This window comes from Algibacter lectus (assembly GCF_004368925.1).
In the GTDB taxonomy this organism is placed as follows: Bacteria; Bacteroidota; Bacteroidia; order Flavobacteriales; family Flavobacteriaceae; genus Algibacter; species Algibacter lectus.
Window position 1 is genome coordinate 688,249 of record NZ_SORL01000008.1, and the last position, 17,994, is coordinate 706,242.

13 protein-coding genes are annotated in these 17,994 nt (G+C 33.3%); 6 read left to right on the forward strand and 7 right to left on the reverse strand.

The window, feature by feature from the left end:
• From DFQ06_RS11340 to DFQ06_RS11350, 3 genes are all read right to left on the reverse strand, one after another.
• A complete protein-coding gene (locus DFQ06_RS11340; RefSeq protein ID WP_133968025.1) occupies positions 1-2,760 on the reverse strand; it encodes a PD-(D/E)XK nuclease family protein in 2,760 nt (919 codons plus the stop codon).
• An 81-nt stretch (positions 2,761-2,841) separates the two neighbouring features.
• Positions 2,842-4,236 carry an OmpA family protein gene (locus DFQ06_RS11345; RefSeq protein ID WP_042504051.1) on the reverse strand — a complete coding sequence of 465 codons (1,395 nt, stop codon included), beginning with the start codon at positions 4,234-4,236 and terminating at the stop codon, positions 2,842-2,844.
• 463 nt (positions 4,237-4,699) lie between these two features.
• Positions 4,700-7,840, reverse strand: coding sequence for a UvrD-helicase domain-containing protein (locus DFQ06_RS11350; RefSeq protein WP_133967794.1), 3,141 nt, complete (start codon positions 7,838-7,840; stop codon positions 4,700-4,702).
• 125 nt (positions 7,841-7,965) lie between these two features.
• Between DFQ06_RS11350 and DFQ06_RS11355 the strand changes: the two genes are divergently transcribed.
• A complete protein-coding gene (locus DFQ06_RS11355) occupies positions 7,966-8,574 on the forward strand; it encodes a superoxide dismutase (RefSeq protein ID WP_042499487.1) in 609 nt (202 codons plus the stop codon).
• A gap of 583 nt (positions 8,575-9,157) precedes the next feature.
• Here the strand turns inward: DFQ06_RS11355 and DFQ06_RS11360 are convergent.
• The 4 genes from DFQ06_RS11360 to purN form a co-directional block, all read right to left on the reverse strand.
• Complete coding sequence (locus DFQ06_RS11360; protein ID WP_042499489.1) at positions 9,158-11,056, reverse strand: amidophosphoribosyltransferase; 1,899 nt, start codon at positions 11,054-11,056, stop codon at positions 9,158-9,160.
• A gap of 145 nt (positions 11,057-11,201) precedes the next feature.
• Positions 11,202-12,128 (reverse strand): PfkB family carbohydrate kinase, encoded by a 927-nt coding sequence (locus tag DFQ06_RS11365; protein WP_042499491.1) that lies wholly within the window; start codon positions 12,126-12,128, stop codon positions 11,202-11,204.
• A gap of 121 nt (positions 12,129-12,249) precedes the next feature.
• On the reverse strand, positions 12,250-12,888 hold the full coding sequence (locus DFQ06_RS11370) for a ribonuclease H1 domain-containing protein (protein WP_042504045.1): 639 nt from the start codon (positions 12,886-12,888) through the stop codon (positions 12,250-12,252).
• A gap of 52 nt (positions 12,889-12,940) precedes the next feature.
• The gene (purN, locus tag DFQ06_RS11375) at positions 12,941-13,507 is read right to left on the reverse strand and encodes a phosphoribosylglycinamide formyltransferase (protein ID WP_133967796.1); all 567 of its coding nucleotides are present in this window, start codon (positions 13,505-13,507) and stop codon (positions 12,941-12,943) included.
• Between the two features lie 185 nt (positions 13,508-13,692).
• On the opposite strand from purN, the gene DFQ06_RS11380 reads away from it, so the two are divergent.
• The 5 genes from DFQ06_RS11380 (at position 13,693) to pyk (ending at position 17,994) form a co-directional block, all read left to right on the forward strand.
• On the forward strand, positions 13,693-13,926 hold the full coding sequence (locus DFQ06_RS11380) for an acyl carrier protein (protein WP_007647141.1): 234 nt from the start codon (positions 13,693-13,695) through the stop codon (positions 13,924-13,926).
• Positions 13,927-13,938: 12 nt separating this feature from the next.
• The gene (fabF, locus tag DFQ06_RS11385; protein ID WP_042504040.1) at positions 13,939-15,189 is read left to right on the forward strand and encodes a beta-ketoacyl-ACP synthase II; all 1,251 of its coding nucleotides are present in this window, start codon (positions 13,939-13,941) and stop codon (positions 15,187-15,189) included.
• A 7-nt stretch (positions 15,190-15,196) separates the two neighbouring features.
• Positions 15,197-15,937 carry a ribonuclease III gene (gene rnc, locus DFQ06_RS11390; RefSeq protein ID WP_042504038.1) on the forward strand — a complete coding sequence of 247 codons (741 nt, stop codon included), beginning with the start codon at positions 15,197-15,199 and terminating at the stop codon, positions 15,935-15,937.
• A 129-nt stretch (positions 15,938-16,066) separates the two neighbouring features.
• Positions 16,067-16,552 (forward strand): IPExxxVDY family protein, encoded by a 486-nt coding sequence (locus DFQ06_RS11395; protein WP_133967798.1) that lies wholly within the window; start codon positions 16,067-16,069, stop codon positions 16,550-16,552.
• A complete protein-coding gene (pyk, locus tag DFQ06_RS11400; RefSeq protein WP_074937490.1) occupies positions 16,552-17,994 on the forward strand; it encodes a pyruvate kinase in 1,443 nt (480 codons plus the stop codon). The genes DFQ06_RS11395 and pyk overlap by 1 nt, the downstream gene beginning before the upstream one ends.

The window sequence follows — 17,994 nt, forward strand, 5'->3', positions numbered from 1 at the left end:
TTATACTTCCTTTTCGGTGAATGGTATGTTAGGATTACAGATTTCTAAAATTAGTGTTTTTAATTCAACATAGAAATCATCTAGTGTTTCTTGAGTAATTAGAGCATCTTTTTTAGCGCCATTGCCAGCTTTATCTTTTTTAGAAAACTTTAAAAATCCTGCTTTTAAGTTTTTGAATGAAATAATGCCAGCTTCTACCGGAAGCGTAATTTCATTAGATAATAACATCATGTAAGCATAGGTTAACACCTGAAAGCTTTTGCTGTATTTGGTGTAGTCGGTCGTGATATCTTCCCAACTTACAATTTCAACTTTATTGGCATCAACACGGCCTGTTTTGTAATCTACAATTCTAGTTACACCGTTATATTCGTCTACACGATCTACTTTTCCTGTAAGTTTTACAGGGAAATCTAGTTCTGGAATTTCGATTAAAACATTATTGTTTGATTCTATTTTGATTATTTTTATTTCATTCCCGGCCTTTAAATTTTCAATTTCTAAATCTAAAAAGTTTGAAACATAACGTTTTGCAATTTCATAAATAATAAGATTTTTGCCTTTTGTAATATCACCCTCTTTAAATTCATTTTTAAAATGAAAAGTAACTTTTTCGTTAATTTGGGTTTTAAGCTTTTTAACAATATCAACCGATAAAAAAGAGTTTTCTAATGGTTTGTAAAAATCCTCTAGCGTATTATGGACAACAGTTCCTAGAGTGTTTGCTGCAACGGTTTCTTCAACTTCATCATGCTCCTTAATTTTTAAAATTTTTTGATAATAAAAATCTATCGGGTTTCTAACATAGTTGGTAAGGGACGATGGAGAAAATCCTTTCGAGGCTATCTCTTTTAATCTGGTTTGCGAATCTTCAGTTTTTTGTACCACTTTTAATTCGGGAGTAATTACAGGTACATGTGGCGCTATAATTTCGTGGTGTATGTTATGGATGTTTTCTAATTCTAGTTGTGTAATAAAACGGCTTTTTTCGCCACCTGTTAGCACATCTGCTTCTGTGTTATAAAGTATGTAAACATTTTTTGCACGTTGTAGTAACCTATAGAAGTGATAGGTGTAAACGGCATCTTTTTCTTTATAAGTGGGAAGTTTGTTTTCTATTTTAACATCAAAAGGGATGAATGAATTATTGCTTTTTCCTGAAGGAAGAATACCTTCATTTACTGAAGAAATAATTACGGTTTCAAAATCTAAAACACGGGATTCTAACATTCCCATAATTTGTAAACCTTGCAAAGGTTCACCTTGGAAATCTAAGGTTTCCGAACTCAGTAATTCTTTGTAAACACCAAATAGGGTTGAGATATCTTTGATGTGATTGTATTGTGAGTTTAACAAGGAAAGTGCATTGAACAGTTCGTTAAAACGATACAGGTATTCTAAGGAAAGTAAATTTGCATCTTTGTTTTGGTCTAAATGGATTTTTATTTTTGAAATGATTAGAGCGCAATTCTTTAATGCTAAATCTATAGATGTATTCCAGTTTGAAAATAGTAAGTCTAAAATCTTGTTGGAGTGTTTGTCTATTTCTTTTAAACGGTTTAGAGTAAGATATACTAGGTTATTACTGTCTATGGTTTCAATAATTTTGGAGGCGTAATCAATGTCGTCTATGTAAAATAACGGACGAACAAATTGATGTGATAAAACCTTAACAACGTCTTTAAAATAAAAGGCATTGCCCGATGTTTTATGAATATGAAATAAGCTTTCAAAAAGGGATGCTAATGGAATGGATTTTAATGGAAATCCCATGGTGATATTAAGTGCTTCTACCGAGGGTGGTATGGAGTTTAATACCGGAATCAATAGATTTTCGTCACCTAGAACCACAGCAGTACTTTGTAGTGATTTGGTTTCTGCTTCTATATTTTTTAAAAGGGTACCAATATATTTGGCTTGTCCGATGTTTTTAGGAACACCGTAAATGTTTATGTTTTTTTCTTTGGAATAGTTTTCGGTTACCCATTCAAATGGGTGTTTTTCAAAATGTTTCCAGTTTTTTTTGTGCTGCCTTGTAAAGAGCGCAGCATCATGTTTCGGATTGTTTATAAAAACACTATCAATATCCCAATAAACCTTCGCTAAGCCACTTTTTAAAAATTGTTGAATAATGTTCTCTTCAGCAGTGTTTAAGGCGTTAAAACCTAAGAAAACATGTTGCTTGTCGGTAAGGTTGTTTATGTAAGTATCACAATGTTCTGCAGCCTTTCTGTAAATTAAACCTTGGTAGCCAATGCTTTTGTCTAACAGTTGTTTGGTAAAGTGTTTGTAGTAGGTATAAAGCTTATTCCAAAACTGTAAATATTTTTTAACAAATTCGGTTTGGTTGGCTTCAACAGACCAATGTGTTAATTCTTGAATGTCGCTTAAATAGTTAAATATGTTTTCCTGAGGAATCAGGTAACGATCAATTTCGTTAAAATCTTGAAGTAATATTTGGGCCCATTTAGAAAAAGATTCAAAAGTATCTTGATCTTCCTTTTTTGTAAGTGCTAAATAGCTATTGTAGAATTCGAAAATTAATTCCGTATTCGATGTGGTTTTAAGTCCAGAGAGATCTTCGACAAACTCCTCGATACTTATAATGTCGGGAACAAAGATTGTGTCTTGAATAACATGAACTAATTGATGTTTTAAAAAGAGACCGGCTCTTTTACTAGGTAATACAAAAGTGACTTTAGAAAGATTGTAGTTGTTCTTTTTTAAATCGTTTAAAACATCTAAAATGAAAGTTGTTATCATTTTATAAAAATAAAAAACGCTTCGGATATCCGAAGCGTTTTTTGTAAACTTATTTTATTTAAAGTTAACTTTATCTAATTACTTAGCTAAGTTAATTTCAACACGTCTGTTGTTTGCTCTACCAGCTCTAGTTTTGTTAGAGTCGATTGGTTTAGATTCACCGTAACCAAGTGCAGATAATCTAAATGCATCAATACCGTTTTCAATTAAGTATTCTTTTACAGAATTAGCTCTTGAATCAGATAATCTTTGGTTAAGTTTTTCGCTACCAATACTATCAGTGTGCCCTTCAACTGTAAATTTAGAAGTTGGGTATTCTTTTAAGATATTGATGATATCACTCAATACAGTAGCAGATTGTGCTTTGATTGTAGATTTACCAGTATCAAATAAGATAGTTTTAGCATACTCGTTTAATTGTTTTTGAACAGCAGCAGTAACTTCTGGACAACCAGCGTTTGCTACAGTACCTTTTACTTTAGGACATTTGTCATCTTTGTCTAAAACACCATCACCATCAGTATCAGGGTAAGGACAACCTTTGTTAGCAGCAGGACCTGCAACATTAGGACATTTATCATCAGCATCAGTTACACCGTCACCATCAGCATCAGGACAACCAGCTAAAGATTTTAAACCTGCAACAGTTGGGCAGTTATCATCTTTATCAGCTACACCATCACCATCAGAATCAGGACAACCGTTAAATTCAGCAGTACCAGCTTCGTTTGGACAAGTATCTTTGCTATCTTCGATTCCGTCACCATCAGTATCAGGACAACCGTTGAATGCAGCTAAACCAGCAACATCTGGACAAGCATCATCTTTATCAAATATACCATCACCGTCAGTGTCAGTTCCACCAAATTTGATAGAAATACCAGCAGAATGTTGGAAGTGAGTATCTAAGTAATCTTCAAACGCATGTTTGTAAGAAGTTTGTAATGTTAAACCGATGTTGTCGTTAAACCAAACGTTTAAACCAACAGTACCATTTACAGTACCAGCACCAATTTCATCAATCCAAGTGTAACCACCACCAAGTCCTACGAAAGGATCAATTGTAGTTCCATCTAAAAAGTTGTACTTAATTGTACCATCAACACCGTAGTATGATAAATCATCAACGCTGTTCTCTACATCTGGGTTAGAGCTAATATCTCCCCATTTCTCGATTTTATTTAAAGATCCAGTTACTCCAAAAGAGAAACCATCGCTTAAATATTTCGATACAGAAATAGTTGATAAAGAAGGTAAAATGTTCCAGTGATCAGAAGCATTTCCGAATTCATCTCCAAAAGAGTCACTCGCGAAACCGCCTCCAGCAAAAAGACTACCGTCTCCAGAAGGATAAGCATCAACTGCGTTTACACCAATGGTAATTTGCCAAGGATTGTTTTTGTCTTGCGCATTAGCGTTGCTATAACCAAGTACAAGCAACATAGCGAACAATAATCTGCTAAGATTTTTCATATTCAAAATTTTAAATTTTAAGTGTTAATTGTGAACAAAAGTAAGTTGTTATATGTTATTAACAAAGACAAATATATAAAAAATACATGGAGAAGGGTAATTCGTCGGCACTACAGGTATGTTTTGGTTAAATTTTAACAATTTTCTATCGCTTGCGATTGCTGTATTAACATTGTCTCGCCTTGTTTTGGTAACTAAAATTTCATATTTTTTATAAATGCATACTTTTTTTTGTGGTATCTCAAAAAAAGTAGCAAAAAGTGGTGAATTTTAATTTTTTATAGCAAAATGAGATAGTTTGAGGTCTTTTCAAGATGCATAACATCAATTAAAACATGCTGTTATTTTCCTCTATCTGAATAAAATAAGTATTAAGATGCTAAAGTGTGTTTTGATTATACTAAATAAATAGGACTTGTTAAATTAACATAAATAGTCCATTTATTAATTTAACATTTGTACCTTAAAAAGGTAAGGATCGGACTTCAATTCCTTCATTAATGTATATTAGGTATTTCTGTTTTACTGTAAAATTCATACTCTTTAATACGTCTTGATAAACCTGTAATTGTTGTGCGTGTTTTTTGTCTTCCAAACCAGTTTTGTAATCTAAAATCACAGCATCGTTATTTGGGGTAATTACAACTCGATCTGGTCTTAAAATCACACCTTCTTTGGTTATAATATCGCGCTCGTTGTATATAGTGTTTTCCTTTGTGAAAAAGGTTTTTAGCGCCGTGTGGTTTACTATTTGTAAAACAAGTTGTTTTAATTCTATGGCTTGCTCGGGGTTTATGGTTGATGATGAAATAAAATCCTGAATTACCTCGTTAACATCATTTTTTGTTTCAATATGCGACATAATATCGTGAATTAAATTTCCTTTTTCAATAGCTTCTTCTTGTGTAGTATCCCATAAAAAACCAGATTTTGTTACCACCTTTATATTATGGTGTTCCTTTGAAGTTGAAATGAATTCATGCTGAATATTGGTTTCTTTTAAAGATGTAGTTTCTTTAGAAGTCTTTTTGCTATCTCCAAAACTATAGGTTAATTCGCTATCACTCCAAAGGTTGTTGTGTTCTAAATAGTTAATGAGTAGCCCAGAATATTTTTTGGATTTGGTGTCTTCTTTTAAAGCACTGTCATTTTTAGATATAATATAGAGCTGCTCTACAGGGCGTGTAAGTGCTACATACAATAAGTTAATATTATCTAACTCTTGTTCCGCTTTATGATTTTCAAATATATGCTGGCCCTGTTCTCCAAAAAACTCAAAATCTTTATTGAAATTTAAAAGTGTATGCGAGAAGCCGTTATATTTTTCCTTGTCAATTTCGAGCCATTCTTTAGGTTCTATTTCTTTGTAGATGTCTAAATCGGCATAAGGGAAAATAACCACCGGAAATTCTAAACCTTTAGATTTATGGATAGTCATGATCTGTACGGCATCTTGCCCTTTCGGGGAAATAATACTGAGGTTTTCTTTTTTCTTGTCGAAATATTCTAAGAAAGCCGGGATGTCCGAGCCTTTTTTATGTGAAAAGTCGAGAACGATATCTAAATAGAACTGAACATAAGCGTTAGATGTTTTTACTAAATTGAAATTTCTAACAATAGTTTCTGCTAAATCATAAAGCGGTAATTGTAATAGGGTATCGCCGTTTATAAAGATATTAAAGGCTTCAAAACTTTTAAAGAAATCTGAAACACTTAGTTTAATGTGCTTAGAGAAAAATCCGTGTTTATCATCAACTTTAAAAAGCTTGGCCAAATAGTCTAAAATTTCAATTTTGAGCTCATCGTTTTTAGGTTGCATTAAATAGCCTAAAACTGCATTAACAAAAACAACTTCTGGCGCATTATTAATAAGTAACGTTTCCGAAGAAATAATAGGAATGTTGTGCTGGCTTAAATAGTTTGCAACGGCAACACCTTCTTTTTTCTTTCTAACTAAAACACAAATATCCTCTAGTTTGTAACCGTTATCTAGGCAGTTGTTTATGTTTTCTAGAACTTTTTCTGGAAACACTTCATCTTTATCGTCTTCCTTGTCGAGATCAAGAAAAGAAAGTTCTACATAGCCAGTTTCGTCTTTTTTGATGTTTTGACTAGCGTTTTCATATAGATCTTTATAATCTTCCTTCTTAAAAATTTGATTAGAAAGAAATTTAAAGAAGCTATTATTAAAATCAACAATGGCTTGGAAACTTCGGTAATTATCGGGTAAATTGTCAACAAATTGCTCTATTGGAAATGGATGATCTTTCTTGTTAAATAAATCTATAAATTGCTCTGCTTTACCTCCGCGCCAGCGATAAATTGCTTGTTTAGCATCACCTACAAGCATAGTGCTTCCGTTTTCTGATGCTACTGAGTTTTCTAATAGCGGAATTAAATTATTCCATTGACTTTCCGATGTGTCTTGAAATTCATCAATAAAATAATGATTAAATTTTTCTCCAATACGTTCGTAAATAAAAGGTGTAGGTTGGTTTTTTATTTCCTTACTTATAATGCTGTTAAATTCAGAAATCAACATTTTGTTTTGATCTTCTTTTAGTAAAGTAAGCTCTGTGTTAATGGCATTTAAAACCGATAAAGGTGTAATGTTTTTATAAAACGCATTTAGAAATTTATGATTAAATATAGCTTGCTTTGTTTCATTAAAAACTAAAAATATTTGTGGTTGCAAACTGTCAATGGTTCCGGCTGTTTCTGGGGTAACCCTTTTTGGGTACAAGGTGCCATTTTCTATATTGTCTTGCCATTTACTTCCGAAGGCAACGTTAAAATTATTGTTAGATAGTTTTTCAAAATGTTTTGGTAAATATGCTCCAGAAAAATCTTTAAATTCTAATCCCGATGTTTCAAATTGAGTTAAAAGTTGTTTAGCTTTTTCTGCAATTATGGCCTCTTCGTTATTAATATCTTTTTTTAGCTTACTTTTTAGTGCTTTAAAATCGTCTAATGTTTTGTCTTTTATTTTTTCAAAAAAAGGAATATCGTTTTCGTTAACAAGGAGTTTTGCTATTTTGTTAAAATCGAAGGCTACATCGTAACTCTTATCATCATCTGCTTTTTCAATAGCAAAATCTACCAATACTTTGGTAAGTACGGCATCGGTTCCTGCTTTAGAAATTAAACTATCTACAGCTTCGCGTAAAAGAGATTCTTGGTCTAATTCTACTTCAAAATTTAACGGTAATTTTAAATCGTGTGCAAAAGTTCTTATTAATTTATGTGTAAAACCATCAATAGTAGAAATATCAAAGGCTGCATAGTTGTGTATAATACTTTCTAGTAGCGTTATGGCTTTTTTATGTAGTTGCTCTGGGCGAAGGTTTAATTCATCACAAATGGATAAAAACATCGGGTTGTCTAACTTCAGGATGTCTTTGTCCGAAAATTGCTTTAAAGTATCTATAATACGGCCTTTCATCTCGGCAACCGCTTTATTGGTAAATGTAATTGCTAAAATATTCTTAAATAAATAAGGTTTGTTTGAGCTAAATAAAATTTTTAAATAAGCTTTTACTAGAGTAAAGGTTTTTCCGCTGCCCGCTGAGGCATTGTAAATAGTAAAAGGTTGGTTGCTTTGCATGAATTTAAATTTGCATACAAGATAAAAACTATCAATGAGTTGATAACAATTTATTATTTTTAATTGACCCGATTTATGTGTAAATTTGAATTAAATTAAATATTAATTAAATAAAAATAAAAATTATGGCTTTTGAATTACCAGAATTAGGGTACGCTTACGACGCTTTAGAACCACATATGGATGCACGTACTATGGAAATACACCATACAAAGCACCACCAAGGATATACAAACAATTTGAATAACGCTATTGCTGGAACCAATTTAGAAGGGAAATCTATTGAGGATATTCTTGCAAATTTAGATATGGATAATGGCGCTGTTAGAAATAATGGAGGAGGATTTTTTAATCACTCTTTATTTTGGAGCGTAATGAACCCAGAAGGAAAAGGATATTTATCTGGAGAGTTAAAAGATGCTATTGAGGCCGCTTACGGATCTGTAGACGATTTTAAAGATGCTTTTGCTAAAGCAGCAGCAACTCGTTTTGGATCTGGATGGGCATGGTTATGTGTACATAAAGGTGGTAAAGTAGAAATTTGTTCTACTCCAAACCAAGATAACCCATTAATGCCAGGTGTAACTTGTGGAGGAACACCAATTTTAGGTTTAGATGTTTGGGAACACGCATATTACTTAAACTACCAAAACCGTCGTCCAGATTACATTAAAGCATTTTTTAGTGTAATTAACTGGAATGAAGTTGAAAAACGTTATGCTGAAGCGAAGTAAGTAGACAACATTAAATATTTTAAAAGCCGTTTCTGTTTAGCAGAAACGGCTTTTTTATTTATATAAATAAAGTTAATTAGGCACTGATGTTGATAACGATATCACGTGGTTTAATTATGGTGAATGAATGAGAATTATTGAGAGGCTTAATTAAGAAAAGCTGTTTAAGGAAATACGAAATGTTATAAAATGAAAAAGGTGAACAGATGTTCACCTTTTTGCCCCAAATCTACCATGAACTTAACCTACTTATGTTATGGTGAGACAAATATATGTTTGTTAGTCAGTTTGTTAAAATTTTTTAGTTAAACGACTTATATCTTGGTTTAAGCGGAGTCTTGATTATTTGTGGGGTTTAATTGCTGTTTAATAAAGAAAAATGAAAATAATACGCATAAAAAAAGGCGAACAGAAGTTCACCTTTTTTTGCCCCAAATCTACCATGAACTTAACCTACTTATGTTATGGTGAGACTAATTTATGTGTATTTACTTTAAAGTTGTTATATTTTAGATGAAATACATTTTTTTAAGATGAAATACATTTTTACTAATTAAACCCCTGAAAAATAGCAATTTCAAAATTAATATGCACGTTCATTATTGCCTTCATAAAAATTGATGAAAGCACGATTTACAACGCGATTTCCTCCGTTAGTTGGATAATTTCCTGTAAAATACCAATCACCTAAATGTTCTGGGCAAGCTTTGTGTAAGCAGTCAACTCCTTGAAAAATAACCTTAACCTCAGTTTTAATAGTTTCATCGCTTAATAATTCTGAAATTTTATCTGAAATTTGCTCGTCTGTAAACGGATCGTAAACTTCTTTTACAAAGTTTTGTACATGTTTATCTTTTAATTCAGTTTGCTCAATACATTTTTTGTAAACATCATCAATAATATGATACATGTTGTTTTCTTTCAATAGTGCTAAAGCTGCTTGAAAAGCAACTAAGCTCTCTAAGTTTGCCATATCGATTCCGTAGCAATCTGGATAACGAATTTGCGGTGCAGATGATACAACTATAATCTTTTTAGGATTTAAACGATCAAGCATTTTTAAGATACTTTTCTTCAATGTAGTACCTCTTACAATACTATCATCAATAATTACTAAGTTATCTGTAGGTTTAATAACGCCGTAAGTAACATCGTAAACGTGTGCAACTAAATCATCACGACTACTATCTTCTGTAATAAACGTTCTTAGTTTTACATCTTTAATAGCTATTTTTTCTACACGAGCACGTTCCGATAAAATTTCGGTAACATCTTCAGCAGATATTGATCGTTGTCCGTTTAGAATAGCTTCTGTTTTCTTTTTGTTAATAAAGTCTTCTACAGTTTCAATCATACCAAAAAACGAAGTTTCGGCTGTGTTTGGAATAAAAGAGAATACCGTATTTTTTGTATCGTTATTGATAGCTTTTAAAACTTTTGGCATAAGTAATCTACCAAGCATTTTACGCTCTTGGTAAATTTCTGCATCACTTCCTCTTGAGAAGTAAATACGCTCGAATGAACAAGATTTACGTTCTAAAGGTTCTAATATTTGTTTTAATCGAACTTCACCAGATTTTTTAGTGATAATAGCTTGTCCTGGTTCTAATTCTTTAACATCTTCAAATTTTACATTGAAAACAGTTTGAATTACCGGACGTTCTGATGCAACCACCACAATTTCGTCATCTTTATAATAGTATGCTGGTCTAATTCCTGCAGGATCGCGTAAAACAAAAGCATCACCATGACCAATTAAGCCTGCCATAGCATAACCACCATCCCAGTTTTTTGCAGCGCGTTTTAAAATTTTACCAACTTTTAAACGTTCGGCTATTAATGGAGAAGCTTGTTGTTTGTTGTAGCCTTCTTTCTTTAAATCACGGTATATTTTACTAACCGCATCGTCAAGGAAATGACCAATTTTTTCCATTATAGTAATGGTGTCTGTATACTCTTTTGGATGTTGCCCTAGTTCAATTAAGTTTGAAAATAGTTCTTTAACGTTTGTCATGTTAAAGTTTCCAGCCATAATAAGGTTACGGTGCATCCAGTTGTTTTGTCTTAAAAATGGGTGTACACTCTCTACACTATTTTTTCCAAAAGTTCCATATCGTACGTGCCCAAGTAACACTTCTCCAATGTATGGAATGTTCTTTTTTTGCGCAGCCACATCATCCATATATTCTGGATGCTCTTTGAATTCTTTATTAACGCGGTCGTTAATTTGTGCAAAAATATCCTGAATAGGTTGTTGTGCTATAGAACGTACTCTACTAATGTAACGTTCTCCAGGTTTTGTATCTAATTTAATACTTGCAAGACCAGCACCGTCTTGACCACGATTGTGCTGCTTCTCCATCATTAAATACATTTTGTTTACGCCATAAAATGCGCTACCGTATTTTTCTTTGTAAAATTCTAACGGTTTTAATAGTCTAATAACTGCTATTCCACATTCGTGTTTTAGGGCATCACTCATAGTCTAAATTATTTTATGCTTTGCGGTGTTTCTTTTTTTAAACCCCTTGGTTTCCAAAGGAATTATATTTTAATGGTGGTCTCGAGATTTGGTCTCAAGAAAATATATTCAATTAAAAACGCGCCCAAATTGTGGGCGCGTTAGTTTATGTTAATTCTATTTCAAATTGCGTTAAGTGTTTAAACTGCATCAGTCGTTGTTGCACTTCGCTGTGCGACAAATTCTCCATGCGCTCGGTGCCAAATTTTTCAACACAAAAGGATGCTAAAGCAGAACCGTAAACTACAGCGTTTTTCATGTTCTCGAAAGATACATCGCCTGTTTTTGCTAAATAGCCAGCAAAGCCACCAGCAAAGGTGTCTCCTGCACCAGTTGGGTCAAAAACTTCTGCTAGAGGTAAGGCTGGTGCGTAAAACATTTGTTCGTTATGGAACAATAATGCGCCGTGCTCTCCTTTTTTAATAACAACGTACTTTGGTCCCATTTCATGAATTTTTTTCGCAGCAACAACTAGCGAGTATTCGCCGGTTAATTGTCTTGCTTCTTCATCATTTATGGTAATCACATCAATACGTTTTATAACGTTTTTTAAATCTTCTAAAGCGATATCCATCCAGAAATTCATAGTATCTAAAACTACTAATTTCGGTTTAACCGTCATTTGATCTAAAACACTAGATTGGACGAGTGGATGTAAGTTTCCTAACATAACCACTTCTGCATCTTTATAATTTTCTGGTACAACTGGGTTAAAATCTTCTAAAGTATTTAGCTCTGTTATTAAGGTATCGCGAGAATTCATATCATTATGATATTTTCCGCTCCAAAAAAACGTTTTACCTTCTTTAACGATTTCAATACCTGAAATGTCGATGTTTTTACTAGAAAGTAAGTCTAAATATTTTTGTTCAAAATCGCCGCCAACAATAGAAACAATGGCAGAGTCTACATCGAAATTAGATGCAGAAAGACCGATATAAGTACCTGCTCCACCTAAAATTTTATCGGTTTTACCGAATGGTGTTTCAATAGCATCATAAGCTACTGTACCAACTATTACTAATTTACCCATGAAAGTTCTTGATAATTTTCTGCAAATATAGGTTATTTATATGCTTAATCCTTATTATTTTTAATGTTCAATTTGAATGAAAATTGCTAAGATAAATGTTTTAAAAGAAGAATAATTGCTTTTACTTACGTCCAAAATCGGCTGGAATTTCTCCCCAAGCCTTCGTTTCCCATTTTACAATTACGGTGTTGTAACTGTTGTTTTTAAGCCAGTCTACGGCGCGATCTACCAAATCGAAAACCGGTTTGTTTTTAGCATTACGCTCTAATTTAGTGTTGCACGTTTTTTTACGCACCCAACTCATTGCTGTTCGCGAATCGGTATATAAAATACGATCGCTATTATTTTTTTTAAGAATAGCCAAGCCGTGAACAAGGGCCAAAAATTCGCCTATATTATTGGTGCCTTCCGGAAAAGGACCTTGTATAAAGAGTTGCTTTTTTGTTTTAGTGTCTACACCGCGGTATTCCATAATGCCTGGGTTTCCGCTAGAGGCAGCATCTACCGAAATAGAGTTATAGTTTGGTTTGCCTATTTTTTTTAGTTGCTCGTGCGAGAGTTCGCTTTTAAAAGCTTTGCTTTTCCCAATGTAATCAAAATAATTGCCTTCCAAAGCTTCTTGAGCGGCTTCTAAGGTTGGGAACGATTTATATTGTGCGCCGGGATAGTCCGTTATTTGTTTTTTACAAGCATTCCATTTTTCGAAAACCCCTGTTTTATGACCTTTCCAAACGGTGTAAAATTTCTTTTTTTTCGACATACTTTGGCATTTTTCACGAAAGTGGTAATTGTTTAAAATTGAGTTTTTAAAGTTATTTAGATAATATATCGTTAACAACCTGTGGAAAGTGCTCCATTTCTAATTGGTGAATTTTTGCAGCAACATCATTGGCTGTGTCGGTTTCCGTTATATTACATTTTGCCTGAAAAATAACAGTGCCTTCATCATAATGTTCATTTACATAATGTATGGTAATACCCGTTTCTTTCTCTTTATTAGCTATAACAGCATTGTGCACGTGCATGCCGTACATACCTTTTCCTCCGTAATTTGGCAGTAAAGCTGGGTGCACGTTAATTACCTTATTAGGGAAGGCTGCTAATATATTGTCTGGGAATTTCCATAAATAACCTGCTAGTACAATTAGGTCGGGTTTGGCGGCTTTTAATATGTTTAAAACGTCTTCGGTCTCAGATATTGCTATTTTGTTAAAAGAAAGTGCGCTAACCTTTAGCTTTTTTGCACGATCTAAAACTTTGGCATGAGGATTGTTAGTTAACACTTGAATAACAGAAGCATTTTCTCTGTTGTGAAAAAACTTAATTAGATTTTCAGCATTAGTACCACTCCCGGACGCAAAAATTACAATTCGTTTCATTTACAGACAATGTGTTTAATAATTATTCAAACAAAAAAAAGAATAAATATTAACAATTAGAAGGTAAAAGAGAAATACTTAAAACTATTTTTAGTAAATTACACACACATTTTTAAGGTAAAGGTGTGTTTTAAAAATAAAGTTTTTTATTTTTGCCAACTAATTAAAACTTAAAATTAAAAATTATGTCAGACATTGCATCAAGAGTAAAAGCTATTATCGTTGATAAATTAGGAGTAGACGAGAATGAAGTTGTAACTGAAGCTAGCTTCACAAACGATTTAGGAGCAGACTCTTTAGACACTGTGGAATTAATAATGGAATTCGAAAAAGAATTCGATATCCAAATTCCAGATGATCAAGCTGAAAACATTGCAACAGTAGGTCAAGCTATATCATACATCGAAGCAGCAAAATAAGCAAAATATTTTATGGAATTAAAGCGAGTTGTAGTCACAGGATTAGGGGCTTTAACACCAATTGGCAATACCAAAGACGAATTTTGGGAAGGTTTAATTAGTGGTAAAAGTGGTGCTGCGCCTATAACATATTATGACGCCGAAAAGTTTAAAACAAAGTTCGCTTGCGAATTGAAAAACTTTAACGCAACAGATTTTTTTGATAGAAAGGAAGCTCGAAAAATGGATCGATTTGCACAATACGCTATGGTAGCTGCAGATGAAGCCATTGAAGATGCTAAATTGAATCTAGATGAAGTTGACAAATTAAGAGTAGGCGTTATATGGGGAGCAGGCATCGGTGGATTGGAAACCTTCCAGAACGAAGTATTAAACTTTGCTGCTGGAGATGGAACGCCACGTTTTAACCCTTTCTTTATTCCTAAAATGATTGCTGATATTGCACCAGGAAACATCTCTATAAAACATGGTTTTATGGGGCCAAACTATACAACGGTTTCGGCATGTGCATCTTCGGCTAACGCTATGTTTGATGCTTTAAACATTATTCGTTTAGGGCATTGTGATGTGGTTGTTACAGGCGGAAGTGAAGCAGCAGTTACTATTGCAGGTATGGGCGGGTTTAACGCTATGCACGCACTATCGACTAGAAATGAAAGTCCAGAAACAGCCTCACGTCCATTTGATGGAACGCGTGATGGTTTTGTTTTGGGAGAAGGTGCTGGCGCACTGATTCTAGAAGAATATGAGCATGCAAAAGCTAGAGGCGCAAAAATTTATGCGGAATTTGTTGGAGGAGGTTTATCTTCTGATGCTTACCACATGACGGCGCCACATCCTGATGGTATTGGTGTTGTAGCGGTTATGAAAAATTGCTTGCAAAATGCAGGACTTAAACCGGAAGATATAGACCATATTAATACTCATGGTACATCTACGCCTTTAGGTGATGTTGCAGAATTAAAAGCAATTTCAGAGATCTTTGGAAGTCACGCTAAAAACATAAATATTAATTCAACAAAATCTATGACTGGGCACTTATTAGGTGCAGCAGGTGCTATTGAAGCAATTTCGGTTATTTTGGCAATGGAAAACGGAGTTATACCTCCAACCATTAACCATACTACTGTAGACGAAAGTATAGATCCTGAATTAAATTTAACCTTAAACAAGGCACAAAAGCGGGACATAAAAGTAGGAATGAGTAATACATTTGGATTTGGCGGTCACAACGCCTGTGTAGTATTCAAAAAATTAGATTAAATCCCGAATGAAATACATTCGTAACATATTAAATTCCCGTTTTAAACGCAGCGGGAATTTTTTTATGGAAATAAATCAAATCCTTGGTTTTAAACCTAAGGATATAAAATATTTTAGAAAGGCTTTTACCCACCGTTCTATGAACATAAAAGATAGCGAAGGCAATGCTATTAATTATGAACGATTAGAATTTCTGGGAGACGCTATGCTAAGTGCTGTTATAGCATCTCATTTATATCTTGAAGTTCCAAGTGGTGATGAAGGATATTTAACCAAAATGCGCTCTAAAATTGTAAGTAGAGAGCATTTAAATGAGTTGGGTAAAGATTTAGGGTTAATTACTTTAGTTGAAAGTAAAATACCTAAAGGCCAATTTGGCGATAATATTCATGGTAACTTATTTGAAGCTTTAGTTGGCGCTATTTTTTTAGATAGAGGTTATAAGTATTGTGAAAAGTTTATCTACACTCGAGTTATTCTACCTTATGTAGATATTGCAACCTTAGAAGGGAAAGTAATAAGCTATAAAAGTTTACTGATAGAGTGGTGCCAAAAAGAAAAGAAAACTTTTGGGTATAATGTTTATGAAGATACTGGAAATGATGATGTTAGGCATTTCTCGGTAAAACTATCTATAGACGATAAAGTCGTTGCGAAAGCACGAGGGACTTCAAAGAAAAAAGCAGAAGAGAAAGCTTCTAAACGTGCTTTTTTTGTGTTTCAGAGTAAAATTTCAAAATCAGTTTAGCGAAACTTCAGCTTAACTGAAAAAAACAATTAACTATAACGTTTTAGTATCGATTCTTATTAAGATTCGTTAAAACATGTATTTAGTAATTGTTATAAATACTATATTTACAAATAATAATAGGAAGTTATGGCTGTTCATAAACTGATGCTTGATGATGTTTTTGACGATGTGGCATACACATTAGTAGCAATGCATTGTACACTTGAGGACTACAGATTGGTCTTTCTTCTTAATAAACATTTAAAGATCAAGCTTGCTAGGAGATCTAAAGATTTAGATTTTAACAAGGGAAAATCTAACTATTCTATATTTGAATGGGAAGATGAAAAGCAACTAACTACTTGGAGTTTAGTTTCTAATACTTGTAAAACAGAGAGTTTACAAGAAATTAGTTTTGGGTCTTTATTTGAAAATCAAGAAAAAATAACAAAAACAACTCATTTAATACCAGAATATAAGCGTGTTAACTACTTTTTGAAAATAGAAAACGAGTTCAGTTCGAGTAAAGAAAAATATATTTTAGACACTATATTGGAAATTCCTCAAATTGCAACAGCTTATAGTATTGATACATTTCAATTAAAATCAAAAGACAATTTAATTTTTAGCTAATGGCAACAAGAAAAAAAACCAAAATAGTAGCAACTCTAGGACCAGCTACAAGCACAAAAGAAGTATTAAAAGGCATGCTTGAGGAAGGTGTTAATGTATTTAGAATTAACTTTTCTCATGCCGATTATAAGGATGTAGCCGAGCGTATCACCATGATTCGTGAGTTAAACGAAGAGTTTGGTTTTACTGCCGCTATTTTAGCAGATTTACAAGGTCCAAAACTTCGTGTAGGAGTTATGGAGGAAGATGTTGTTGTAAATCCGGGTGATGAAATTATTTTTGCTACAGGCGAACGTTTTGTTGGAAATAAGGAACGTGTTTACATGACTTATGATAGATTTCCACAAGATGCAAAACCAGGAGAGCGTATTCTTTTAGATGATGGAAAATTACTTTTTACAGTAGTTTCTACAAATGGAAAAAACGAGGTTTTAGCCAAAGTTGTTCAAGGTGGACCATTAAAATCTAAAAAAGGGGTAAACTTACCTAACACAAATATATCTCAGCCTGCACTTACAGAAAAAGATATCGAAGATGCTATTTTTGCCATTGGGCAAGATGTAGATTGGATGGCCTTATCTTTTGTGCGTCATGCTGAAGATTTAATGCAATTACGTGATTTAATCGCGGAACACGGAACTCATAAAATTCCAATTATAGCTAAAATAGAAAAGCCAGAGGCTGTTGAGAATATCGATAAAATTGTTACACATTGTGATGGTATTATGGTTGCTCGTGGTGATCTAGGTGTAGAAGTTCCTGCTGAAGAAGTTCCGTTAATCCAAAAACAATTGGTTTTGCGTGCTAAAAAAGCTAGAATTCCGGTAATTATTGCGACGCAAATGATGGAGACTATGATTGATAGTTTAACACCAACAAGAGCTGAAGTAAATGATGTTGCCAATTCTGTTATGGATGGTGCCGATGCTGTAATGCTTTCTGGTGAAACTTCAGTTGGTAAATATCCTGTGGAAGTGATTAGACAAATGAGTAACATTTTAAAGAATGTTGAAGATTCTGATTTAATTCAAGTACCACAATTACCTCCGCATATTAGAACTAATAGATATATTACTAAATCAATTTGTTATCATGCTGCACTTATGGCAAACGAAATTGATGCAAGTGCTATTTCTACGTTAACAAATAGTGGGTATACAGCGTTTCAAATTTCGGCTTGGAGACCTTCATGTCATATTTTAGTATTTACATCAAATAAGCGAATCTTAACGCGTTTAAGTTTACTTTGGGGTGTTCGTGCTTTTTATTATGATAAGTTTGTTAGCACCGACGAAACTATCGAAGATGTTAATGCTATAGCTTGTAAGCAAGGTTATTTAGAAGTTGGAGATATGTTAGTGAGTTTAGCTGCTATGCCAATTCAAGATAAAGGAATGGTTAATACGTTAAGAGTTTCAGAAATTACAACTTGTAGTCTTTAA

Coding starts and splice junctions, on each gene's coding strand:
- DFQ06_RS11355 (WP_042499487.1), top strand. CDS start 7,966: ATGGCTTTTGAATTACCAGAATTAGGGTACGCTTACGACGCTTTAGAA.
- DFQ06_RS11345 (WP_042504051.1), bottom strand. CDS start 4,236: ATGAAAAATCTTAGCAGATTATTGTTCGCTATGTTGCTTGTACTTGGT.
- DFQ06_RS11370 (WP_042504045.1), bottom strand. CDS start 12,888: ATGTCGAAAAAAAAGAAATTTTACACCGTTTGGAAAGGTCATAAAACA.
- DFQ06_RS11365 (WP_042499491.1), bottom strand. CDS start 12,128: ATGGGTAAATTAGTAATAGTTGGTACAGTAGCTTATGATGCTATTGAA.
- DFQ06_RS11350 (WP_133967794.1), bottom strand. CDS start 7,840: ATGCAAAGCAACCAACCTTTTACTATTTACAATGCCTCAGCGGGCAGC.
- fabF (WP_042504040.1), top strand. CDS start 13,939: ATGGAATTAAAGCGAGTTGTAGTCACAGGATTAGGGGCTTTAACACCA.
- rnc (WP_042504038.1), top strand. CDS start 15,197: ATGAAATACATTCGTAACATATTAAATTCCCGTTTTAAACGCAGCGGG.
- pyk (WP_074937490.1), top strand. CDS start 16,552: ATGGCAACAAGAAAAAAAACCAAAATAGTAGCAACTCTAGGACCAGCT.
- purN (WP_133967796.1), bottom strand. CDS start 13,507: ATGAAACGAATTGTAATTTTTGCGTCCGGGAGTGGTACTAATGCTGAA.
- DFQ06_RS11395 (WP_133967798.1), top strand. CDS start 16,067: ATGGCTGTTCATAAACTGATGCTTGATGATGTTTTTGACGATGTGGCA.
- DFQ06_RS11360 (WP_042499489.1), bottom strand. CDS start 11,056: ATGAGTGATGCCCTAAAACACGAATGTGGAATAGCAGTTATTAGACTA.
- DFQ06_RS11380 (WP_007647141.1), top strand. CDS start 13,693: ATGTCAGACATTGCATCAAGAGTAAAAGCTATTATCGTTGATAAATTA.